This window comes from Staphylococcus casei, from assembly GCF_030294405.1.
Lineage (GTDB): Bacteria > Bacillota > Bacilli > Staphylococcales > Staphylococcaceae > Staphylococcus > Staphylococcus succinus.
In genome coordinates this window covers 1,573,930-1,596,557 of the sequence record NZ_CP125718.1, presented here as the reverse complement: position 1 = coordinate 1,596,557, position 22,628 = coordinate 1,573,930, and the positions used below count along the sequence as shown (strand labels likewise).

The 22,628-nt window shown below is 27.5% G+C and carries 23 protein-coding genes and 1 pseudogene; 15 read left to right on the top strand and 9 right to left on the bottom strand.

The features are described from left to right. Positions 1 to 17 precede the first annotated feature (17 nt). Complete coding sequence (locus QMO72_RS07795; protein WP_069824149.1) at positions 18 to 383, bottom strand: winged helix-turn-helix transcriptional regulator; 366 nt, start codon at positions 381 to 383, stop codon at positions 18 to 20. Between the two features lie 130 nt (positions 384 to 513). Between QMO72_RS07795 and nfsA the strand changes: the two genes are divergently transcribed. The 6 genes from nfsA to QMO72_RS07765 all read left to right on the top strand — a co-directional run bounded on the left by nfsA (position 514) and on the right by QMO72_RS07765 (position 6,065). Further along, positions 514 to 1,254: an oxygen-insensitive NADPH nitroreductase gene (gene nfsA, locus QMO72_RS07790; RefSeq protein WP_103267333.1), complete on the top strand. Its 741-nt coding sequence runs from the start codon at positions 514 to 516 to the stop codon at positions 1,252 to 1,254. Between the two features lie 467 nt (positions 1,255 to 1,721). Next, positions 1,722 to 2,717 (top strand): glycoside hydrolase family 43 protein, encoded by a 996-nt coding sequence (locus tag QMO72_RS07785; protein WP_103267332.1) that lies wholly within the window; start codon positions 1,722 to 1,724, stop codon positions 2,715 to 2,717. Next, complete coding sequence (locus QMO72_RS07780; protein ID WP_103267331.1) at positions 2,710 to 3,969, top strand: oligosaccharide MFS transporter; 1,260 nt, start codon at positions 2,710 to 2,712, stop codon at positions 3,967 to 3,969. Before QMO72_RS07785 ends, QMO72_RS07780 begins: the two co-directional genes overlap by 8 nt. Before the next feature lie 415 nt (positions 3,970 to 4,384). Continuing rightward, positions 4,385 to 4,996 carry a YdeJ family lipoprotein gene (locus tag QMO72_RS07775; protein ID WP_103267803.1) on the top strand — a complete coding sequence of 204 codons (612 nt, stop codon included), beginning with the start codon at positions 4,385 to 4,387 and terminating at the stop codon, positions 4,994 to 4,996. 200 nt (positions 4,997 to 5,196) lie between these two features. After that, the gene (locus QMO72_RS07770; RefSeq protein WP_069824131.1) at positions 5,197 to 5,712 is read left to right on the top strand and encodes a MarR family winged helix-turn-helix transcriptional regulator; all 516 of its coding nucleotides are present in this window, start codon (positions 5,197 to 5,199) and stop codon (positions 5,710 to 5,712) included. Next, positions 5,709 to 6,065, top strand: coding sequence for a rhodanese-like domain-containing protein (locus tag QMO72_RS07765; protein WP_103267802.1), 357 nt, complete (start codon positions 5,709 to 5,711; stop codon positions 6,063 to 6,065). The genes QMO72_RS07770 and QMO72_RS07765 overlap by 4 nt, the downstream gene beginning before the upstream one ends. 63 nt (positions 6,066 to 6,128) lie before the next feature. Here the strand turns inward: QMO72_RS07765 and QMO72_RS14105 are convergent, their stop codons facing one another. Further along, positions 6,129 to 6,356: a sporulation protein gene (locus QMO72_RS14105; protein WP_103267801.1), complete on the bottom strand. Its 228-nt coding sequence runs from the start codon at positions 6,354 to 6,356 to the stop codon at positions 6,129 to 6,131. Further along, entirely contained in the window at positions 6,304 to 6,534 is a 231-nt protein-coding gene (locus tag QMO72_RS07760; RefSeq protein ID WP_103267800.1) for a sporulation protein, read from the bottom strand. Before QMO72_RS07760 ends, QMO72_RS14105 begins: the two co-directional genes overlap by 53 nt. 969 nt (positions 6,535 to 7,503) lie before the next feature. On the opposite strand from QMO72_RS07760, the gene QMO72_RS07755 reads away from it, so the two are divergent. The 5 genes from QMO72_RS07755 (at position 7,504) to QMO72_RS07735 (ending at position 9,465) form a co-directional block, all read left to right on the top strand. Next, complete coding sequence (locus QMO72_RS07755) at positions 7,504 to 7,680, top strand: VraH family peptide resistance protein (protein WP_286093169.1); 177 nt, start codon at positions 7,504 to 7,506, stop codon at positions 7,678 to 7,680. A gap of 494 nt (positions 7,681 to 8,174) precedes the next feature. After that, a complete protein-coding gene (locus QMO72_RS07750; protein WP_107554227.1) occupies positions 8,175 to 8,372 on the top strand; it encodes a hypothetical protein in 198 nt (65 codons plus the stop codon). A gap of 327 nt (positions 8,373 to 8,699) precedes the next feature. Then, positions 8,700 to 8,924, top strand: coding sequence for a VraH family peptide resistance protein (locus QMO72_RS07745; protein WP_103268046.1), 225 nt, complete (start codon positions 8,700 to 8,702; stop codon positions 8,922 to 8,924). An 85-nt stretch (positions 8,925 to 9,009) separates the two neighbouring features. Then, the gene (locus tag QMO72_RS07740) at positions 9,010 to 9,276 is read left to right on the top strand and encodes a hypothetical protein (protein ID WP_103268047.1); all 267 of its coding nucleotides are present in this window, start codon (positions 9,010 to 9,012) and stop codon (positions 9,274 to 9,276) included. A 24-nt stretch (positions 9,277 to 9,300) separates the two neighbouring features. After that, on the top strand, positions 9,301 to 9,465 hold the full coding sequence (locus QMO72_RS07735) for a hypothetical protein (protein WP_182689011.1): 165 nt from the start codon (positions 9,301 to 9,303) through the stop codon (positions 9,463 to 9,465). Positions 9,466 to 10,586: 1,121 nt separating this feature from the next. Here the strand turns inward: QMO72_RS07735 and QMO72_RS07730 are convergent. The 4 genes from QMO72_RS07730 to QMO72_RS07715 all read right to left on the bottom strand — a co-directional run bounded on the left by QMO72_RS07730 (position 10,587) and on the right by QMO72_RS07715 (position 13,397). Next, a complete protein-coding gene (locus QMO72_RS07730) occupies positions 10,587 to 10,832 on the bottom strand; it encodes a DUF3923 family protein (RefSeq protein WP_103268050.1) in 246 nt (81 codons plus the stop codon). A gap of 528 nt (positions 10,833 to 11,360) precedes the next feature. Then, positions 11,361 to 11,561 (bottom strand): hypothetical protein, encoded by a 201-nt coding sequence (locus QMO72_RS07725; protein ID WP_286093168.1) that lies wholly within the window; start codon positions 11,559 to 11,561, stop codon positions 11,361 to 11,363. A gap of 240 nt (positions 11,562 to 11,801) precedes the next feature. Then, on the bottom strand, positions 11,802 to 12,410 hold the full coding sequence (locus tag QMO72_RS07720) for a stage II sporulation protein M (RefSeq protein WP_103268085.1): 609 nt from the start codon (positions 12,408 to 12,410) through the stop codon (positions 11,802 to 11,804). Between the two features lie 417 nt (positions 12,411 to 12,827). Beyond that, positions 12,828 to 13,397 (bottom strand): hypothetical protein, encoded by a 570-nt coding sequence (locus QMO72_RS07715; RefSeq protein WP_103268087.1) that lies wholly within the window; start codon positions 13,395 to 13,397, stop codon positions 12,828 to 12,830. An 829-nt stretch (positions 13,398 to 14,226) separates the two neighbouring features. On the opposite strand from QMO72_RS07715, the gene QMO72_RS07710 reads away from it, so the two are divergent. Then, entirely contained in the window at positions 14,227 to 14,412 is a 186-nt protein-coding gene (locus QMO72_RS07710) for a hypothetical protein (protein ID WP_103268088.1), read from the top strand. A 177-nt stretch (positions 14,413 to 14,589) separates the two neighbouring features. On the opposite strand, the gene QMO72_RS07705 is transcribed toward QMO72_RS07710, so the two are convergent. Together QMO72_RS07705 and QMO72_RS07700 are read right to left on the bottom strand one after the other, a co-directional pair. After that, on the bottom strand, positions 14,590 to 15,180 hold the full coding sequence (locus QMO72_RS07705) for a DUF4352 domain-containing protein (RefSeq protein ID WP_103268089.1): 591 nt from the start codon (positions 15,178 to 15,180) through the stop codon (positions 14,590 to 14,592). Positions 15,181 to 15,243: 63 nt separating this feature from the next. Then, positions 15,244 to 16,744 (bottom strand): annotated as a pseudogene (locus QMO72_RS07700) (glycosyltransferase). A gap of 1,695 nt (positions 16,745 to 18,439) precedes the next feature. Here QMO72_RS07700 and QMO72_RS07695 point away from each other — a divergent pair. The 3 genes from QMO72_RS07695 (at position 18,440) to QMO72_RS07685 (ending at position 22,324) form a co-directional block, all read left to right on the top strand. Beyond that, positions 18,440 to 18,607: a hypothetical protein gene (locus QMO72_RS07695; protein WP_156874670.1), complete on the top strand. Its 168-nt coding sequence runs from the start codon at positions 18,440 to 18,442 to the stop codon at positions 18,605 to 18,607. A gap of 1,399 nt (positions 18,608 to 20,006) precedes the next feature. Then, entirely contained in the window at positions 20,007 to 21,296 is a 1,290-nt protein-coding gene (locus QMO72_RS07690; protein ID WP_286093167.1) for a ParB N-terminal domain-containing protein, read from the top strand. A 23-nt stretch (positions 21,297 to 21,319) separates the two neighbouring features. Continuing rightward, positions 21,320 to 22,324 (top strand): phage lytic cycle repressor MrpR family protein, encoded by a 1,005-nt coding sequence (locus QMO72_RS07685; RefSeq protein ID WP_103268061.1) that lies wholly within the window; start codon positions 21,320 to 21,322, stop codon positions 22,322 to 22,324. The last annotated feature ends 304 nt before the right edge of the window (positions 22,325 to 22,628 follow it).

The following is a 22,628-nucleotide window of genomic DNA, read 5'->3' as shown; positions in this document are numbered from 1 at the left end:
AGCTAGATTTTTTAATGTTATATACTATGGGGCTGTTCTCCGTGACGTTTCCCATAATTTTCCATCATATCTATAATAGGCAACAAATCTTTACCTTTTTCAGTTAATCCATAAACCACTTTGGGTGGTACTTCAGGGTATACCGTACGGCTTATAATCTTATCACTTTCTAATTCTCGTAATTGCTTCGTTAATGATCCTTGTGAGATATCTTCAAGAAATTTTTTAATGTGACTATAACGACGGTCTTTTTCTTTCAAATACCAGATGATTAAATTTTTATAACGTCCTGAAAGTACATTTTGAGTATATGCAATACCATAAATATCTCTATTGTCTTCTATCACTTCTTTATCAAAACCATAATTACAAATTTTAACCATATAAATCCCTCCATTGTACAAAGGTACAAAATTTAATACTACGTATTTTTATATTGCCTTCTTCTAATTTAATACTTAATAATTTATCATATTATATATCATAAAATAGTATATTGAAAGGGGAAGACAAATGAACGACACAATCAAATTATTACAAAACCATAGTTCAGTGAGAAAATTTAAAAATAAAGCAATACCAGAGGAGCAGGTTAATCACATATTTAAAGCTGCTAATCAAGCATCATCGTTTAGTTTACTACAAGCAGTTTCTATTATACGAATTACGGATAAACAAACAAGAAAAGCAATTATGGAATTGAGTGGTCATCAAAGTTATATACAAGAAGCATCGGAGTTTTGGATATTTTGTTCAGATTTTAATCGTAATCATCAAATTGCGCCTGATGTTGATATCGCTTATGCAGAATTTTTACAAATTGGAGCAGTAGATGTTGGATTAATGGCACAAAATGCTATGGTTGCTGCAGAATCCTTGGGGTTAGGTGGCGTTTATATTGGAGGAGTCAGATTAAACATTGAAAAAATCAGCGACTTATTACAATTACCTGAGTATGTTATACCTTTAGTAGGCTTGAGTATGGGGTATCCAGATGAAGAGAAAGCGCCACTAAAACCAAGACTGCCTCAATCAATAGTCATGCATCATAATCAGTATGAGCCTTTCGACGTGGCACATATAGAAAGTTATGATGAAGAGATGAAGCAGTACTATGAAAATAGACCAATCAAAGCACCTTTTATAGCAAGAAAAATTAAAGGCTGGAGCGACCACATAGATGATCATTTAGCAAGAAGTATACAACCTAATATGCTAGCATTTCTTAATAAGCAAGGCTATGTACGTAAATAAAGTGAAATATGCGATAAGTATATGGAGGAATACGTAGCCTTTCATTTAAAAAGATAATAAGTACGAAACAATACACTGCTTTAAAAGTAAACACTTTGAATGTAAAAAGTGCCTTACGTTAAAGCAGTGTATTTTTATGCCTATTAATAAGATTTGTATATAGAATATTTAACATAAGTACTTGTTACAAGCATGATTTGGATAACCACTCGATAAAGCATACAGTAAACTAAAATATGGTTTGTGTTACATATGAGCTTTGTGTAATGCAAGGGATATAATATATCGATAATTCATGGGCATTAATTTGAATAGAGGATTTAACTTTTAAATTTATGGCAAGAATACATTGAGTATATGTGTCCTTATAATTTATACGGACGTATCTATAATTAATTTGACATGTACGGACAAATATTTTATAGTTATTTTGAAAACGTTTTCAAAAAATGTCAAGGGGGAGTTTTATGGTTAATATTAGCAATCCTATCGTATTACAAAGGGCGGATCCTTTTATTTACAAAGACAAGGGGAATTATATTTTTACAGGCTCACATCCTAAATACGATAGAATTATATTGAGAATATCTGATACGATAAACGGTCTATACGATGCCAAAGAACATGTAATATGGGGAAAACATGACAAAGGGGGACAAAGCCATTTAATTTGGGCACCTGAAATCCATAAAATTAAGGATAAATGGTATATATATTATGCAGCAGCACCTAATGAAAAAATTGAAGATGATACATTTAATCATAGGATGTATGTATTAGAAAATAACTCTGATGACCCTCTGTCTGATAATTGGGTAGATAAAGGACAAATAGATACAGGTTGGGATTCATTTGCCTTAGATGCTACAATATTTTGTTTAAATGACACTTTATATTATGTTTGGGCACAGCAAGACTTTGAAATTCCGGGGCATTCAAATATTTATATTTCAAAGATGAAAAATCCTTGGACTTTAGAAGGCGAAATAACTATGTTAACTTATCCTGAATATGATTGGGAAAAACAAGGCTTTTTAGTGAATGAAGGTCCAGCCATTCTAATAAAAGAGAATTATATTTATTTAACCTATTCAGCAAGTGCAACAGGGATAGAATATTGTGTAGGTTTATTATATGCTGATATCACTAGTGATTTATTAGATTCTAGCTCGTGGTCTAAAGTGAGCCAACCTATTTTTAAAAGTAGTAACGCTAATGCACAATATGGACCTGGTCATAATTCTTTTACTGTCTCAGAAGAGGATAATCAAGATATTATTGTCTATCATGCTAGAAATTATCAAACTATTGAAGGCGATCCACTATATGATCCGAATCGTCACGCAAGAGCACAAGTTATAGAATGGGATAATATGGACATGCCGATATTGTATGAACCTGTGCCAGATGAACGATGGACTCCAAATTCTCCACGAATATTGGAGGATGATAGCAATGATTAATATTAAAAGTAGTGTATTTTGGCGTTTTGGAGGTGTGAACTTTTTTTATTTTGCAATATGGACACTGATAATAACTTTTTTACCATTATGGTTAAATAAGGAGGCAAATTTAGATACAGCTGAAGCTGGTATTGTTTTTGCTACTATGTCTATCGTTGCGATAATATTAGAGCCGATTTACGGCATAATTCAAGATAAATTAGGATTAAAAAAATATTTATTTGCCTTTGTCATTTTGTGCCTACTTTTTATTGGTCCTTTTTTCGAATATGCATTTATACCATTGCTAGAATTAAATGTATTTTTAGGGAGTATCATTGGTGGTTCTTTTATAAGTTTATGCCTATACAGTGGCGTTGGGGTTGTAGAGTCATATTGTGAAAAATCAAGTAGAGCTAATGGATTTGAATATGGTCATACAAGGCTATTTGGGTCATTAGCAGGTGGTGCTTTTGCTTTTGCTGGGGGTATCATGTTTGTTCATAATGCCAATAGTATTTTTTGGATATGTTCTATATCAGCTTTGTTACTAGGCATATTACTTTGGAGTATTAAAGTGAAAAAATCCGATGATCAAAAAAATGATGATAGCCAAAATGAGAAATCAAATGTAAATAAAGAAAGCATCTTTGAGCTATTCAAAAACAAAAGTTTTTGGGGACTTTGTTTATTAATTATTGGTAGTGCCAGTTTATATGATGTATTTGATCAACAGTTTCCTAATTACTTTGTGCAATTTTTCCCTGACAGTAGAACTGGAGAAACTCTATTTAGTAGACTTACTTCAACACAAATATTCATTGAAGCAGGCGTAATGGTCATCATGCCATGGATTATAAATAAAATCGGATCAAAAAACGGTTTGTTTTTATATGGTCTTGTATTGTTTGTAAGAGTGGTAGGTACTGCTTTTACAGATGAGATTTGGTTGTTATCTTTCTTTAAACTATTAGCAGCTATAGAAATGCCATTAATGCTCATATCGATAATGAAATATATAGTGAGTATATTTGATATAAGGCTTTCAGCAACGATTTATATGCTTGCTTTCAACGTTGCAAAACAACTTGGCGTAGCGTTCTTTTCTGTAGTAATGGGTAAATTATATGTAGAAATAGGTTTTCAAAATACCTATTTAATTATGTCAGTTACTATCATTATTTTAGTTTGTATTGGAACACTGTTAATGAAGAGTGATAAAGCGCTATCTGATTTAACAATTTCCAAAGAAAAAGTGAGAGATATGAGTTAATATAATGAATAAAAAAGAAGTATGTAATTTTATTAAGCTCCCCTAAAAGTAGACACTTAAAAAGTGGAAATTTTTTAGGAGGGGCTTTTTATTTATTGAATTGTTAGACACAATTTTTCATCTTGGAAAAATGTTGAGATATATTATATGAAATTTAATATAACAATAGCTTGAATAAAACAGCAGTTAGAAGAAAATAAATATAATGTAAACGAAAAATATAATTAAGTATAAAACGATCAGTTAATAGATATTTATAATGTATATCAAAAACACATATTATAAATGGATAGTCTAAATATGAATTGCATACTATAGTATAATAGTATTTATGATGTGAAATACATATAAGTTACTAATTTATTAAAATTACCGAATTTCTATTTGATTTAAAAAAATGAAAGGAAGAAATGAAATGAAGAAAATATTCATTGTGTTAATAGTCTTTTTGATAGCCATAGGACTTTCTGGCTGTAATGATACTAAGGAAAACAACAACTATAATCATCAAGAAGATGAAAAGACGAGTAATGCTAGTAATGCCAAAAATTCAATTAATGAGAATAAGAAAACTGAAGAGAAGGGTATTTCTAAAGAGGGGAAGAAAGAGAGTAATTTAAATGATTTTAGTACTAAAGAAATCGAATATGCACGTATATGGTATCAATTACGTGTGTCTAATTATAATGTAGACACGACTATGCCAATCTATATTAACAAGATAGCGAAAGGTTCAAAAGTCAATCCTCAAGCAAAAGATAGCGCTGTTTATAAAGAAGATGTGACTACAATAGCATCTTCTCATAGCGCAATTGGTTCTATAACTTATAGTAGTAATGGAGATGGCACAATTAACTTATATAAAAATGTGCCATATAAATGGGAAAGCCCTCAAGTTAGTGATTACAGTCATATGGCAGAAGTTACTAAAAAGGTTATTGAAGAGAATATAGAAACAATTTATGTTGAACCATCGGATAATCAAGATGTAGGTGAAGTGGCCCAAAATATTAAATATACAAACTAGAGTTAAATACGGGAATATTAGAATGAAAGAAATTAAACACTATAAATCAGAGGATATTACACTAATAAATATCCTCTGATTTTTATATTTAAAATTTCGAAACATATGGAATTTGAATAGATAGTTATATTGAAAAAATATATTAGGTATGATAATTTTAATATAGTTAGGTACCTAACTATATTTGAGGAGGTTATCTTTTGGAAGATATATATTTGTTTGATAGTCCTACATTAGCTAAATTAAAAGCTTTGAAACAAGATTATGATAATTTAAACATAATTGATGTTTTACTCTATTTAGAAATTCATAAGTCTTATTGTTTAATGAAAGATAAATATGATTCGCTTTTACAAAAATATGATTTAACTGAAGCAAAATTTTCAATAATGATGCTATTAACATATGAAAAAGATATGACATTAGCACCATCTGATTTAGCAGAAAAATTAGGAAGCAAAAAATCGACGATTACTGGCATAATAAAAGGGATGGAAAAAAGAAATTTAATTAGAAGGAAAGTTTTGCCAAATGATAAACGTACGAATTATGTCCAATTGACTAATGAGGGTTCAGAGTTGTTAAAAAGATTTTTACCTTTTAATTATGATTTAGTTTCCAAAGTTTTTGAAGTATTTAGTGAAGAAGAAAAAGAACAATTTTATATGTTATCCAACAAGCTCAAAAATCATTTAGAAAAGGATGAACTATTATGAACAAAGTAGAATTCCTAGAAACATTTTTAAGTTTATATATAAATCATCATGAAGTAGTGAAAGATATTGAAACTGGTGAAGGAAAATATACAATTATTGATGTCAGAAATGCTCCAAAACACATTAAAAAAGATAAAATTAAAGATGCTATTGAAATACCAGCTAAAAATTTGAACGATCATTTAGATGATTTATCAAAAGATAAAATATATGTAGTGTATGATTGGACTGGTGGTACCATTTTAGGGAAAGTTGTATTATTAGAGCTATACAAACATGGATATGAGGCATATGAGTTAGCTGGTGCTTTAGAAGGCTGGAAAGGTATGAATTTACCTCTAGAAAATATTTAAATTAAAAAATCGGGTGATCTTATACTATCACCCGATTTTTGTTTAGAATGAAATATAAATAAGCTAATATATTACATCAATTTGATCCTCGTCATAATTGTCAACTGCATTTGCTAAGTATATATGTGTTCTTATAGTTATTTGATCAGGCTTACCTTTTATATTTTCTAATGGTAGGGCTACTGAAAATTTGCGGCTAATTTTTTCATTAGCTTGAACAGTGAACTTATCTTTAATCTCATAAGTGTATAAGGATATTATCGAGTACTTTAAAATCACTTGTAGGGTCATTATTTTCAATTTTTTCTATGACTTCTAATTTTATATTATATATTTCTTCTGATGAATTGTCTCCTTCAATGAGTATACTCCCATGTAACTTACCATTAACGTAAAACGAGTTATTATCTACTACAGTATTAATTTTTAAATCATTAATTCCAAACTGACTAAGCCATTTTGGTAACATATTATCACCTCATATTAAATTTTCCCGAGATATCATAGTGTAAACAAAAACATTTATAACGTTAATAAATTGACTATCGTATTAATGAGTATATAGATATTGATCAAATATAATATAAAGGGACAGCTATATGACTATAATCTTAATTGAAATATACTATTAGTATTGATAACGTTGTTTTTTATAGCAACTGTGGTAATGCATGTTAACCAAATTAAAAAGGGTGAAAAGGAAGGAGAAAGCGTATTAGACGTTTATATAATAGTAACTGTAATTTTAATAATAATTTTATTATGTATTAGGGGATTTACATAAATTTACGATGTTATCTGAAATAATATGTAATTATAGCATCTTACTTTCAAACAAGTATATTATCCCATATTTGTTATATAAATTAGACACCTGACCCCTGTCTGTAAATAAAGTTCACTCTTTAATACAGGGACACAGGTGTCTTTTGGTTTTAACTGGTTATTCTAATAAGTGTTTTTTGTTAAACAATTATAAATTAAAAAAAGGGCGCAAGTGCCCATTAAATTATTCTTTATTACATTTGGCGTCACGATATTGAATGGCATTTAGCTTAATCGCTTTATTTTTAACTAATTCTAATTTTAAAATTATTGCACCTCATATAATAAAACTTACTTCTAAATCAATAAAGAAGATTATTAGAAAGGTATCGGTAACTTTCTCGGTTTTATTAAGATTAAATTGCATAGACATAATAACAAATAAGAATAAAACACTAAAGATTCCAAAGATATAGAAGACAACACTTAATGCAGTTTTCATAGCGGTTCTCTTCAGTTAATTTATTTTAATTAAACAATTTTATAATTTATTTCTATTCTAGAATTCATTGGAATTTTGTTATACAATATAAATATAAATGAATTGTTTTGCAAAATAGTTAATATTTTAAAAGTGGTTATTTATATTTGATAATTTTACTAGAAGGGATTAATGATGAAGTTTAAAGAGATAAAAGAAATGTTAATGAATTATCGATGGGATTCTACAGATGTCATATACTTAGTATTATGTATTATTTTAGGGAGTATTTTTATCAATCCTTTTATAGGTGTCCCAATAGGTATAATTGCATATTTCTATTTATTCTTCAATGAAGATGATGGTTAAGGAGGGGATAATAATATGGCTATATTTTTGTTCATATTAATTTGTAGTTTATTGACATATTTCATGAGTTATAAAAGGAAATCTAAATAACAACATATTCTTAAAGGAATAAATATAGGATTCTAGGAGAAATAATTCGTGTTAAAAACACTCAAAAACTACAAAAGCTATGAAAGATTATCAAGTATTATATTTTTTCCGTCTCTACTATGCTTACTTTTAATTTCCGTTTTAAAAGTAATGTTTGGATGGTCTTTTTTAGATTACTTAAACAGTATCGTCTCAGCTATATTTCTAATAAGTATAATAATCAGTATTATACCCAATTTTTTAGAGAAAAACATTAAACATATAGTAGTAGATTTATTACTTATTTCTATAATAATAGTATTGCTCTGCTTTGGTTAATAGTTAGGTCTGTAACCTTGCTATAAGGTATTTAAGAAGGAATAAAATAGTTATATTAAACTTAATCAAAATAGGAGGTGAATTTTATGAAAGATAATAATACAAAAGACATGGGATTTCTTATATCAACTATATTAAATGTATTTTTATTAGTCGGTCTCATTTTTATTTATCAATTTGATCATTTAACTTTAACAATCATTTATACTGTTGTAATGATGATAAATGCCATTTATTTACTTGTTAAGACAAGAAACAGTTGGAAAGATAGAGATGATATATAAATACAATGATTCATTAAACAGATAATATACTAAAAGGAGATTTTTATGCCTATATTTGTAATTTTTTTAGCTGTTATTCTTTTAATTTTCACAAAAATTTATGCGGATCATAAAGATTAAAATAATTGTGATGTTTGTATCTATTATTTTAAAAAGGAAGGATGTTTTTAATATGACTCCGAAAATATTAATGGCTTTGTTTATTATTTTTTATCCAATATTTATCAAAGCGATCAAAAATAAAGATGATTACAATTTGTTAAAAGACATAAATAAAAAATTCTAAATTCAGGATCTTTTATCGATTATAGTAAGGAGTGATTTTTTATGACGATTAAGCAAATGTGGAAAGAGTTATTAAATAAAAAGTGGAATTCAGATGATTTATTTTGGTTAATATTGATGATTCTTATAGCAAGTTTTTTTACAACTCCGTTTTGGGGATTTCCTATTGGTATTGTAGTTTACTTTTTACTTTTTTATAAAGATGAGGATTTTGATGAGGATGAGATGGCAGAAAAATATGATTATCAAGATAAAGATAAGAAATAGAGACCCATATACGCCATGAAATGAGGCATCAAGAATCAGCGTCAATAAAGCAAAACGTTATTTTGAATTAAAAAGGAGTGATTGTATGTTAACTAAAAATATTAAATATCCCTACATAAAATTGATTTTTGATGTTGTAGGTATTCTTGCTGGTGTTGGTATTTTATTAATGTTTATCTTTAATACATATGCTAATTTTGAATCAAATGGTAGCGCTTCATTTGGAGTAAATATTATAGGTTCTAGCATGACTTTATTATCTATTTTGATATTGATTGTGATTGTATGTGCTGTTTTTTCTTTCGTTTTGAAATTGATAAAAAAGAAAGGAATAAAAGCAGCAGATAGTTAATAATAATTAGTGAGGTTTTTTATTTTGAAAAATTTATTGAAGAAGAATTCTAACATTATTCTTTATTGTATAATATTTGGAGTTACTTTATCTACTGTCATGGGACCTTTTGGTACTGTTGCCGGAATAGCTATAGGGTTAGGTGTTGGCATTGCTCTAAATGAAGATAAAAAGAATAATAAAAAATAAAAGAGTTTAATTTTAGGCACTTTTATTGTCGTTTAGAAACGAGTTTCTTTATATATTTTACTTTATTATGCTTTGAAATTTGGTGTTAGAGATGGTCTTATTGAAATCGAAACCAATAAAGATGATTTGATTTATTATAAAAAAAGTGAAAATCTACTGGATGAAATTGTGAAAGTTTATACACAAGTCCCTAAGATTAAATCCAAAGATGCAAAATGTATCTTTAATGATGCTTTTGATATCTTACTTTCAGAGGAAAAACCAAAGGTTATATATGAAGAATTAACCAGAAAGAAAAAGAGATTTTAGAATTAAATTTATCAGCCTAAGAAGAAAGGAGAATAATCGTTTTGAAATGGTTTTTATTTATTGTGCAAATCATTTTGACGGTTTTTTTAGCATTTTTTACCTATAAACAAATGAATCAAAACCATTTAGATACATGGTTTACTGTTTTTGGAGTACTCTTTTTGATTTTCGTATTTTGGAATGCTAATCGATATCACAAAAATTAAACAGAGCATTTATGCCGAGGGAATTTAGGATTAATACATATTTATAAAAATAATAATTTAAATGGTTTGTTATCATTAGGTTTTATATTAGTTGGATTATCTTTTATTTATGATATGTTTTTAAAGAAAGAGACAAGAGGTGTTGAACCCAATTAAAAGGATTTTAATTGGGTTTGATTCTAGATAAGGAGATTTTAGATGCTTGTAACGATATTAATAATTTTTCTAATGATTAATGCTTTGCCAAGTTTTTATTTTGGGAAAAAGTATTTTAATTTAAAAAAGAGTGGATCTAAGGATAAGGATTTTAAAAGATTATCTGATTCTATGATGAAGGTAGATGAGGTGATAATTCCAACTTCTATAATCATAGTTTTAATAATTTATTTTATTCAGAAATAAAGAAGTGGGCCTCTTGATTATCCACTTCTTTGGTTCATATTGTTAGTTAGGCAACGGCCTGCTTATTTCTCTTTCAACTCTGTAAAATCGATGTCTTTCAAAAAAATTATGTACTATTATTCTATAGTACTTTTTCAAGAATATAGGAGCAATATTTTTGCTAATTAATTTTTACAGTTGCTTAAAATATTTCAAGTCATTTACTTAATTCAGTGCTTGTGCTTTTTGTTTTTTTGAAAAGACTAAATTAATGATCAGCCATATTAGCTGTATGGTTAAGGGAATTAAATATGCAATTCCTATCACAGCAACATTGATCCATTTCAATTCAGTTGTTTGTATGGCGCCTGACGCGTCTACATTTCTTGTCCAAAGAAAAATAGTAAAGCCTATAAAGCTTAAAATTTCAATAGCGCCTATTATCCACCAAAAAATCCATGAAATTTTCATTTTATTCACCTTCGTTTTTAAATTTAAGTTTGAGTATAGAATAATTTATTAACTTTCCTGACTTTTTGATTAAAACCAGTTTCTTCTTGTCTTGATAATAGATAGATATAACGTCTTTTTAAAAGTATTTTGAATTGTTATTATCACATTATTTTTATATGTAATATAACGCTGAAAGGTATATAGATGTAAGACAGGCTAATTAAAAATCTTTTGTTTTTAATCAAACTATACTCAACTTTTTTAATCGAGTTTATTTTTTTTGTGAATTTACTCGTAAAGTGATTGAAATAGGTCATTATCGTCGCAAATATTAATGATGATAATAATATTCTTATAATGCTAAATTCTTTCGTAAAAAGCCCAAAAAATATAATGTCTAGTATAAAAAAGACTATGAATATGAGTATGAAATATTTAACTAAACGCATCAGTAATCCTCCCTTTATATTCTTAAGTTTACTATCTAAAAGGGTAATGATGAACATGAAGAAGCTATAATAGATAATAAAGAAAATGTTCGAATTTTTATGCAATAATCCAAAGTATTACTAGGATAATTATTGATATAATAAATGTTACAGACATTAATGGAGATAACTTATCTACCAATTTTTTATATTCTTTATCAGCTGCATTTCTTTTTTTTAGTTCCCGAAACTTTATTCCTAGATATAAGGCTTCTAATAAATTAACTATTAGTACCAATATTAAAATTGTAACTATCATATATGTGTATCTCCTCAATTTTTATGTAATTTAGTTGTTGCTATCTTTATGATTTCTTCTTCATAACTATGTGTATGGCATTCAAGCGTGTTTGTTTTGCCCATATTTGCGTTTTAAGAAAGACGAATACTTCAAAATACCCCTTAAAATTCACGTGAAGTTATGTAAAAACAAAGAGTCAACTTAGATAAAATAGATGGGATCTTTGTTTAGCTTTACAAAGTAAAACAACTTATTAATTTATGGAAACAAATTATCTATAAAAGAGGGGAAATATGTTTCTATAAATGCTGCTATTATGTATAAAGGTAAAGCGATAAAAACGTAGATTTTAAATAAATTAATTATAGCTAATTTAAGAGAGAAACGTTGCTTTTTATTTTTCCTAAAAAGATTGCTCATTTTTCTAATAATCGCTTGATTTAATTTATATAAACCACTGATAACAAAGCACATCGCAAGTATCTCGATGATTGTATGTGGTATTGAAGATAGAACCATTATAGAGCCTTTGTAAACATCAAGATGAACTGCAAATCCAAAAACAATACCTGTAATTATAATTGTACTAATTAAATTAGCGAAATATAAAAATGGGATTGGAATCATAGCGATGATCAGCATTTGTAAAGGTGTTCTAAATCCATTATTTATTATATATTCCCAAACTTTTCTTAAACCATGAGCTTCCGAAAGTTTATTAGAAGTACCAGAACCTAAATTTTTAAAGGTTTCGATTGAGGGTGTAAAGATAATTGCTAGAACAAACGTAATTATGAAAATGATCGTTGCTAGTATAAATATTTTTATTGATCTTTTGGTGTAATCATTGTCTCTTATATTGAACATAATGTACCTCTCTTATTTAATTTAAAAAACACTTTATCCGAAATATTACGATCAAATCTAGATGCTTTTCTTTTTGAAAATAAAACTAATTAAAAGTGAGAAAAAATATAAACGATAGTACGAATTATATTAAGTATATAGGTGAATTATTACTACTAAAATTGATAATAGTGCATAAAAACATGGCCCAATGATCAAATGTTTTTTATCAATTTTCAATTCAGCATCACTTTTACCCGACCTCTTTTTTTGAAATATTCCAACAGATAATTGGTAATATGTACAAGCTAGAATAAATACAAGGACGAATAAAAAAGCGTATAAGTATTGCAAAAAAGCTCCTAACTGTAAATGCTATAGTTACTTGTTATATCATGCAATTTTAGTCTTTCAGTTTTCTTCTTTTGAAAATAAATATTATAAAGCGATTTCATCGACTTTTTTAATTCCTTCCTCTTTTTGGATTAGTTTATTAGCTTGTTTATAAAGAAAGAAGTGTCCTGTATTTGCCTTACATTTTGGACATAGATTCATAGCATAAACAGATTGAGTTGTTTTACTGTACTTTTCTTTTATACGTTTTGGGTATTTTTCTAAAAGTAATTGATCATATTTAGAAATATCTCCTAAGACAAAAATGGAGTAGAATTCTATTTCGGAATATTGCATATGTGCTTGTATATCTTCAAATATTTGAAGTTTATTCCAACCTTTATTGGTTAGTGGGAGTTCTAAATTACTACTTGGGTCCTTTTTATAAACCATGTAGGTCAATAAATCGACTTTATGGTGACATCGCCAACAGTCAATTTCATATGGATAAATATTTAATACTGTATTATTATCAAGCTGTAATCTTTCTTTTTTGAAACGATAAGGTTTACTGCCTTCTGAAAACTGTACTTCAAAATATGATTTATCTTTGCTTTCCTTAATACTAAATACATTTAAGTATTTATCTTTGATTTTATCCCATACTTTTATCATTTCATTATCTCCCTTATTAGCTTTTATAACGTTCCTTAATCTTGCTCTAATCCCTTCATAAAAAGCGAAATATATGAAGGAATTACTAACAATTATAATTATCGCAATAACATTGCATCACATCAATCCTAGTAAAAACCTCCTTTTTAAATCGATCAAAACCTTAATTAAATCAGCTTTTTTTAGCGTGTTCGGGTATGTATGAGTTTGAAATAGGCGCTCTAGTTCTCTTTAATTCGGTTTTTAAAACTTCTTTCTATTAAACTTAAAAATAAGAAGATTAAAAAACAAAGTCTCAACGTCAATAAAGCAACATTAGTTTTTTTCATTTTTTGTCCAAAGAAAAAATAATGTTGTAAGGATTAATGATGATATTATACTTGTTGCTAAATCATAGGAATCTAGTAATAGACTCGATAAAGAATAAATAATTAAAGCTATTATAAATACGATGAAGATCTTAATGAATTTCAATATTACTTCTCCTTAATATTAAGTTATATTTTTCATACATACCTGAAATTGAATAAATAAACAAACATATTATCAACAAAATATATTTGGCTAAAGTTTTTTGATCTTTCACGTCTTTCATAATAATCCACGCTTTTGTTTTTAATAAGAATTTAATAAACACTCTTACTAATATGATATAATAATATATAAATTTCAATAACTTTTTATTTTTAAAAATAAAAAGTTATTGAAATTATGTTGTCTATACAAAAATCTGATGCTTTGTATTAAGTGACATATTTTTCGTGTCCTATAGAAATAAGCGAAGTTCTATTTGTTTTGATAATATAATGAAGCATAGGAGACAAATGTAATGAAAAATTCAATAATACTTTCATTTCTCGTAGGAGTCATTTATATTGCAGCAGCTATCTGCTGCTTTCCGTTGTTATTTAATAATGGTAATTATATAACAGTAGTAACTACAGCATTACCATTAATTCTAATTATTGTTTATATAGTTAAACGCATAAAAGATAAGAGAAATAACGCGCAATAATATAATATGCATGAGAACATTTTTAAACTAATTGCTATAAATCATATATGGTTAGTGCTCAGTAATATATTATCTAAGTAACTCTTTTTATAAAAAAGCACCTTCGTATAAATTTAACGAAAGCGCTTTTTTATTATTCCCATATTCAGGAGTCAGTTCAATAGAATGAGTCCATGTTTATTTAGGGTCAATTTCAAATATGATTTTTTTATTAGAAAAATCTAAGAATTGTTCATATTCAAGTTCAATTTTTTTAGGATTGCCATTAATAGCAAATCCTTCAGAACCATCAATGCTTCTATTAGGCGATAGGCCATCGAGTAACTCATCGTCTACAGGGTATGACTTAGCTTGTTTACCATCAATGTAAGCTTTAACTTCTCCACCAACTGGAATATCCTCGTCCCCATTGTTTTTAACAGTTAAATCGACTTTTAATATTTTATCAGCAGGAGTGTCTTCATCTGCAAATTCGTTTCTCTCATCTGTGTAGTATGCATCATTTAAAGTGAACTCTACATCTTTAACTTTAACCGTATCACCGACATGTTTAATCTCAGTATCTTTATCTTTCTCTAATGTTCCTTTTTCATTCACACTTTTATCTACTTCATTTACAAAAGCACCAGTACAGGCTGTGAGACCAATAACTATTAAAATAAGTAATCCTAAGCATCCACCACATCCCCAAAACCATTTTTTTCTTTTACCTTTTTTCTGTTGCTGTCTTGCTAATAATGCTTCATTTGTTAAGTTGTTTTTTGTCATTTTTATTCTCCCAATCTTTTAAATTTAAAGACAAATTATGTATTATATTGCATTACTATAGAATCAGATATTATAATTTATTGAATTAAATAACTGTTTATAATTGTTTTTAGCACTATCAAAAGTTAACTCAGGTTTTGTTTTCACGTTACTTAATGGTGTTTCAATAACTTTTATCATATATTTCGTTAACTCAGCTATGTTATTTGCTTCAACAAGATAGCCATTTTCACCATGATTTATAATTTCTGAAGCCCCGTACCTCATGTCATACGAAATAACAGGACATCCTATATTGATACTTTCCATTGTAGTTAATCCAAATCCCTCAAATGAACTTGTTAATAAGGAAGCTTTCGATTTTTGGAATTCTAAGGAAGGGTTGGTTGTATAGTCATTAATATGCACTTTATCTTGAATTTTGTATTCATGAATCATTTGTTTGATAATCTCTAGCTGACCTAGTTCAGACTTACCATATATTGATAATGTTGTATCATAACCTGTTTTTAAAAATGCTTTATAGGCAGTTAGTATATGATCAATCTGTTTTTCTGGTGCTATTCTACCCACAAAAACAAACCTATTCTCTTTTTTTATATTATCAAGAGGTTGGGTAGATTTAATAAAATGGGGGATAACTGCAAATTTATTAGAGTCTATAGAAGTCACGTTTTGAATATCTTGTTTTTGTTTGTTAGTTAATAAGATATATTTAGAAATTTTATCAGGGTTGTTTAGCGCATACTTATAAGAATCTTGTATATTCCCATTATTTAAATGACTACTATGAAAAACCAAAATATTCTTAGTCTTTCTTTTTTGTCTAAGTAAGGGTTTGTCTAACAACCGAGCATCACAAAATACAACGTCTTCATCTTTAAACTTACTTTCAAAATAATATTGAAATAATTGTTTCTCGCTTTTAAATGTTTTATAGGGTCTATTATTTTTATAAGTTTGTATATAAATCAAGGTATTAAGTTCACTGTCATTATAAGACTTTTTACAATAGATATTCCCATCTATATCAAAAAATTCTTCTAACACTTTTTTTAGCGTATTTGGCGCATAGTAGATTTTTCGGTGTAACACACCATACTTATTATATTGCCAGCGTTGGACTCTTTTTTTACTTATTGGAGACATAAAGTCTTCAAACTCAATCACGCTTTGATCATCATAATACTTTCTGTACAAGACATAAGTATTGTCTTGGTCATAATAGCGCACAATTCTTTTGTTTTTGGCTATTTCATGTTTTAACCCTTCTATTTCAAGAGGTTGTTCGTTATATTTTACTTTCTTAAAAAGCTTAGTTTGAGGAAATGTGAGCAATTTGAAATCTGATAACCAGTCATATAGATTTTCATATGTGATAGTCAGTAACTTTATCTTCTTCTGAAAATAATTTGTAAACATCATTATAATTTACATTATAGTTAGTAGTTAATATTTTAGTTGGAGCATTCAATTCTGTATCTAAAAATTTAACTCTACTTAATAACGATTTAGTTCTTCCTCCGTGTATTGGAGGTAAAGTTGTTGTGACTGTATAAATCATAGATAGCATCCCTTTTTCTGTTATTGGAGAATGTATAAAATATATTGTAGTTAGTATTTACTATGTTCTCCAAGATTCCCATATTTTGTTTTTAATTATTCAATTTAAGCAAATCACACCTACACATGCTGCATATGTAGATGTAACTTATAAAAAATACGTAAATAAACTTTATAAAATTGTAAAGCAGTTAATTTACAAAGAAGTGATAAATTACTCAACTTATATTACTTTAGTATTTACATCCCAATAGTAAACACATGTTAATAGATAACCTTTGTTATATTTTATTTTATATAGATATTAACTGAGATTCCCATAACAGTTAATATCTATATAAAAAGTAATATTATTTGCCGAACCATAAATTATTATAACTTCACAACATATATTGGTTGAATATTATATTTTATTAACAATTCAAAACCATTTAAATACGTATATAATAAGTATAGCAAAACATATAAAATAATTAAATAGTACCTACAAAACTTATTTTATTAAATATAGCATTGTGCTAAAAGGGGTTGAATGTTATATTTATAAGCAAAAATGGTAGTCATTGTAAAAAGTTTCTCAACTTATTGTTCAGTGACTCGAATCTCGACGTCAATAAAGTAATGGAAATAAAATGTTACTGTTTGATCAGTTAAAGTAGAAAAGGGTGAATACATTTTAAAAAGGATGATATCAAAGTTTTAGAAATATAAACTAATAGCAATTGGTTCTATATTTTGGCGACTGTGATTTATGAAGAAAAAAGTGAATCTGAAATGTTTTGAAAACGAGTTTCTTTTTGTTCCGATAATATATACAGATTTGGAAAATATACAAAGAATATACGTGATATTGATCAATTGCTATTACTGATTAACTAATATAATTTATATTGAATTATATGTATACACTCTGAATTACCACATATAAATACTTTCATGGTATTTATAGTTGTTCACAAAAATGTAACATTTAAATGATTATGTGTATTTATGAATATGTATTCATAAAGTGACAGAGATACATAAATATTTTGAGAATGTTTTATTATAATAATTATATTAAAAAGTCATTGTCGTGATTCTTTAGTTTATATTGAACGCTTATATGCGATAACAATACAATGTTTATAATCATTGTAATATAAATACTTATAAAATATTGGTATAAATAAAATTTTTGATTTATACGCTTAATGAACAATATTATTTATAACTTACGGAATCGAGATAAAATTGCCGAAAAGTTTTATTGAATGTATAAAGATACTATGATAATTTGATTTTATTACTTCATTTAATAATTCTGTTTGTAGTAGATTGAGTTAAAAGGGAAATGAGTAAACGTTAATGCATAACGAACTTGCGTTCTATTTCAAGTTAATAGAGCGTGAATAATAATTTGACGTGGAATATTTATATTAGTTTTGAGTATAACCTATTTAAAAACGGTTTAGCTTCCAAACATAAGCGTGTGTATTTGGGATTGGTATATTTTATACGCGAATTGCAAGAATCAAGAATATAGCATCGTTTTTACATGATCTTATCCTATCTCTATCTGTATATGATGCAGTAAGCTAAGTAGTTCTGCATAACTTTATTTCATTTCATAAGGTTTTATAAGTATTTAAGTGATTGGTGGATGATTTAAAAATGTTAGTTATAAATAAAATATAATTGAGAAAGGAGAATAGATTTGAAAAAAGGATTTGATATAGTGGGAGAGGTACATAGTGAAATACCTGATTTTAGCATTGAAAATATTGAAGATGCTATATTAATTTTGAGAACTAATTCTGGGAGAAGCATTACTATAAGATTAGAAGAGATAGCAAAGGCTGATATCATCGATCTTGAAAAATAATAATTTTAGCACAACTTAAATCAATACACTAGGATTAAGTTGTGCTAAAAAATAATTGAAGAGTATATGGATATGATGAAAGCTTTGTTAAATTATGCTGCCGCTGTAATTCATTCATTATGTGTTTCATACATATGGAATAGCTTGTGAATACAATATTGAAATAAAATATAATAAAAGGTGCATATAGAAGGTGGTGTGTGACTAATAAGAAACATACTATGTGATTTGACAACACATAGCATAGCAATTATGAATTTAATGCTAATCATATAAATAGTAAATCTCCTCCCCAAAATTTATTAGTATAAATACAATACTAAAAATGAGTTAATAGACAAATCAATTTAAGGTTTAAAGTATTATATATAGATATAATAACGACGTATATCGTAAATCTAATTAACAGATTTTAGGAGGTATGATGGAAACGTTAAAAGAAATAATATATAATAAATTTATTATAGGAGGAAAATGAATAAGTAATGTAGTAGAAATGGTATTTTAAAAAAATAGGGCAAGCGTATAGTTGAGTATTATTATATCTAGAGAGTTAGATAATTTATGGAATTGAAACAGCACAATAAAATTTAATTGCAAACACATTTTTATACAGAAAGTTACTAAGGGTGTTTGATTCACTAGCGTATGAGCTTAAAAATAGTCTGATACAGTTGCTTTTTAAGGTGGAATCCATAAAAAGTGATAGGCAAATGCTTATGATTCTTACTGTGTGAAACAGATATAATAGCAGGTCAGAGTATTGAATCAAATTTAAACTTTCTTCACTTATAGCAAAGTCGATGAAGGAGTCATCAAAGATTGAGTTTAAAAGAAATAATTTATAATAAATATTTACTTTTGGTTTGCTAGATTGAGAAATTAGAAATATAAGCCCTGCGCTGAACTTAGAGAGAATTTGTCGTCCATAGCTTTAAAAAGCGCACTGTGACTGGTATATTTAATATTGCAGAAGGTATAGTGTTGCTAAAAAGTTTGTTTGAAAGTTTATGTGAACTGTCGATATACTTATTGAACTTAGAGCAAATATTTAAAAGACCATCACAAATTAATTAGTATATTGAGAATAAAAACAGCATTTATGAACTCTAAAAGGAGAATTGTAAAATATCAAATGCTTTACTATAGAAACTTGTTGTTACAATACGTTTCTTATAGTAAAATATTAATGCTATGAAACAATTTATGATAAATAAATATATTTAGGGCTGAAAGTTACACATTACATATTGAAATAAAATATGATGAGATGGAAAATAGTGTTTATGTTTATGGAGCTTAAACTGAATAATAGATGGTAGTAAAGTCATTACAGTTAACTAAAAATAAAACTCGAAAAAGATAATAATCTCAAAAGCGAAATCGGAGGCAATAAAAAGTGATAAAAAGAGAAATACTATTAAATATTGTATCTGAGTTAAAAAATCAAAAAAACGATGAATTTATAGAGAAGATAGCTAAAAATATGAATCTTAATTACAATATTCCAGAAGGTGTTTCGATATCTTTCACTTCTCGTGAACTTGATGATAGTTTTTTTATGAATACTGACATTAGACTCATAACTTTATATATTATGGAAGCATTTAAAGTAATGGGTAGAACAGAGATGCTTAATGATTATATTTTAAAGGGTGAACAACAAGAAGCGAAACAGTTTGATTTTACGGCTTATAAAAAACAAGATGAAATACAATTACCATATGAGTTTTCTCCAGCGTTACCAGTAAATGATGTTTATAGTACTAAAATGTCTGTTAAAGAAATTTCTGACTTTGTAAATAGTGGTATTATTAATTATAATTTTGATATTCAACGTGAAGCTAAATTAGAAAAAAGATTATCTTCAGTTGTAAAGGTCCCAACAATAAATCAAAAAAATGTAAACGAAATAACAAAGCATCTTTTGAATGGTACGTTAAAGGAAAGTACGTTATATTTAAACGCAGCGCCTACAACCTCAGACAGTGGAGATGAGCTGATGTATGATCCCAATGACCATATCTTAGCTATTACTGAGGGCACACGTATAGATGTTTTAGATGGCTATCATAGATTATTAGCGACACAAAAAGCCTTTAGAGAAAATCCTACAATAAAATTCGAATTTAATGTTGTAATCAGTAATTTTACAACTTCAGAAGCTATTAAATGGCAAGCACAACATAGTAAAGCAACTTCATGGTCTAAAAATAGAGTGACTGAAATGCAACAAGAAACAAAATCTGCTAAAGTCGTTAAAGCTATAAAAGATTCTGATACAGAGTTTGATGAATTGATTTATACAGGACAATCAAGACAAGGACTCAGAAGTTCACTCATTACTTACAATCAACTGACTAGGGTGATTGATGAGTGTTTTACGATTGAGAGTAGAAGAGAAGAAGTGAAAATTGCTGATGACTTAAGTGATATTCTGTTATTGATAAATGAAGTTAAGAAAGCTAATAAAACATTAAGATCGCAAATGTATATAAATGCTTTTGTAAAATTATATAAAGAAGACTATAATAGTAACATTAAAGATTATATAGAATTCTTAAATAATGTTTTGGAATATTCGTATGAAAAAGAATATGATTTTGCGCTACACGAAAAACAAGACGCACAAGCGAAAAGAATAGCATATAACAAACTAAAAGAATTAGAGCAAATATTACAAGGTTAAAAGAAAACGAGGAGAGATTGAAAATGGCGTTTTATAACCACTTTTTTAAAGAAGAGTTTTTAAGTACTGTTTCAGAAAAAAACAGATATTACTACCGCTCATTATTCAATAGAAGTGCAACTTTAGAACAACAGTTAGACAAGGACTTATATAACTTTACAGACAATGATGTAGAAATATTACTTTACAGTATAAACACATCACAAAAAAATACATTAGTAACTTATCTTAATCAAGCTAAAAACTATTGTGAGTATGCCATTGAAAAAGGCAGTAAGATTAGTAACATTAACGTATTCAAATCTTTTTCATATGGATCGCTAGATAAATATACAGCTAAGCATAAAATGAAGCACCTTTCTAAAAACGATTTAGAAATTGCTTTAAAAGATATTGTTAACTCAAATGATTTTGCTTTGTATGTTGCTTTATTTGAAGGTATAGGTGGTTTTGAATATACAGAGCTCTCAGAACTTAAAATTGACGATGTTAGAGAAGCATATAATAACCCTGTAGAAGGTGGATATGTCATAGAGTTAAGAAGTGAACAGAAGCATTCCAAAGAAATTAAAACTAGAAAATTAACTGTCACTAAAAATCTATTGAAATATTTAGAGCAATCACATGCACAAAAAACGTATCTCTTAAAAAATGGCGCTTCTGAGTTCACTAAAAATGAAAGAGATATTATAGACGGTATTTATGTGTTTAGAAATGTCACTACAACGAATAGACCAGACGGTAAAATAGATAAGCAGTTTATATATCGTAAAATAAAAGTCCTAAGTGAGGCAACAGAGGGAGAGGTATCATCTATATCTACGCTTATTAACTCTGGTATGATTTATTATATGCATTTACTTGCAGATGAGAGTGGCAAAATAAATGTCAAAGACTTAAAATACGTAACTGATCGATTTGGTTTATCTGTGAATTCACTATCACCACACTCTTCTTATAAAACGTTGGCTAAGAAGCATAAAGAGGCGTTAGAGGCGAATTATAACGTTGCTTTTGCTAACCTTTAGTCCCTAAATAAAAGTTTAGGGTACATATTAGAAATAAAATATAGAATTGTCAGTTGTGACTTGATTCTACAATAATATTTGTAGTTTTAAAGCCTGATAAATATTATCTGAAAAACAAAATACTGACTTAAGTTTAATGTTGGACATAGAATTATCAAATACTTCCAAACCAGACACATTTTAAACTTAAAAAAGAGTTTTTGATACAAGAAAAATGATGAAATTGTCTCCAGGTTTGTGGATATCTTAATAATATGAGTTACTGCTACTTTACTGTTTTTTATAATAGTCTATTATTTTTTTA

Bases quoted from the DNA above. Each gene is read 5' to 3' on its own strand.
- QMO72_RS07795 (WP_069824149.1), bottom strand. From the start codon at position 383: ATGGTTAAAATTTGTAATTATGGTTTTGATAAAGAAGTGATAGAAGAC.
- nfsA (WP_103267333.1), top strand. From the start codon at position 514: ATGAACGACACAATCAAATTATTACAAAACCATAGTTCAGTGAGAAAA.
- QMO72_RS07785 (WP_103267332.1), top strand. From the start codon at position 1,722: ATGGTTAATATTAGCAATCCTATCGTATTACAAAGGGCGGATCCTTTT.
- QMO72_RS07780 (WP_103267331.1), top strand. From the start codon at position 2,710: ATGATTAATATTAAAAGTAGTGTATTTTGGCGTTTTGGAGGTGTGAAC.
- QMO72_RS07775 (WP_103267803.1), top strand. From the start codon at position 4,385: ATGAAGAAAATATTCATTGTGTTAATAGTCTTTTTGATAGCCATAGGA.
- QMO72_RS07765 (WP_103267802.1), top strand. From the start codon at position 5,709: ATGAACAAAGTAGAATTCCTAGAAACATTTTTAAGTTTATATATAAAT.
- QMO72_RS14105 (WP_103267801.1), bottom strand. From the start codon at position 6,356: ATGACCCTACAAGTGATTTTAAAGTACTCGATAATATCCTTATACACT.
- QMO72_RS07760 (WP_103267800.1), bottom strand. From the start codon at position 6,534: ATGTTACCAAAATGGCTTAGTCAGTTTGGAATTAATGATTTAAAAATT.
- QMO72_RS07755 (WP_286093169.1), top strand. From the start codon at position 7,504: ATGATGAAGTTTAAAGAGATAAAAGAAATGTTAATGAATTATCGATGG.
- QMO72_RS07750 (WP_107554227.1), top strand. From the start codon at position 8,175: ATGAAAGATAATAATACAAAAGACATGGGATTTCTTATATCAACTATA.
- QMO72_RS07745 (WP_103268046.1), top strand. From the start codon at position 8,700: ATGACGATTAAGCAAATGTGGAAAGAGTTATTAAATAAAAAGTGGAAT.
- QMO72_RS07740 (WP_103268047.1), top strand. From the start codon at position 9,010: ATGTTAACTAAAAATATTAAATATCCCTACATAAAATTGATTTTTGAT.
- QMO72_RS07730 (WP_103268050.1), bottom strand. From the start codon at position 10,832: ATGAAAATTTCATGGATTTTTTGGTGGATAATAGGCGCTATTGAAATT.
- QMO72_RS07725 (WP_286093168.1), bottom strand. From the start codon at position 11,561: ATGATAGTTACAATTTTAATATTGGTACTAATAGTTAATTTATTAGAA.
- QMO72_RS07720 (WP_103268085.1), bottom strand. From the start codon at position 12,410: ATGTTCAATATAAGAGACAATGATTACACCAAAAGATCAATAAAAATA.
- QMO72_RS07715 (WP_103268087.1), bottom strand. From the start codon at position 13,397: ATGATAAAAGTATGGGATAAAATCAAAGATAAATACTTAAATGTATTT.
- QMO72_RS07710 (WP_103268088.1), top strand. From the start codon at position 14,227: ATGAAAAATTCAATAATACTTTCATTTCTCGTAGGAGTCATTTATATT.
- QMO72_RS07705 (WP_103268089.1), bottom strand. From the start codon at position 15,180: ATGACAAAAAACAACTTAACAAATGAAGCATTATTAGCAAGACAGCAA.
- QMO72_RS07685 (WP_103268061.1), top strand. From the start codon at position 21,320: ATGGCGTTTTATAACCACTTTTTTAAAGAAGAGTTTTTAAGTACTGTT.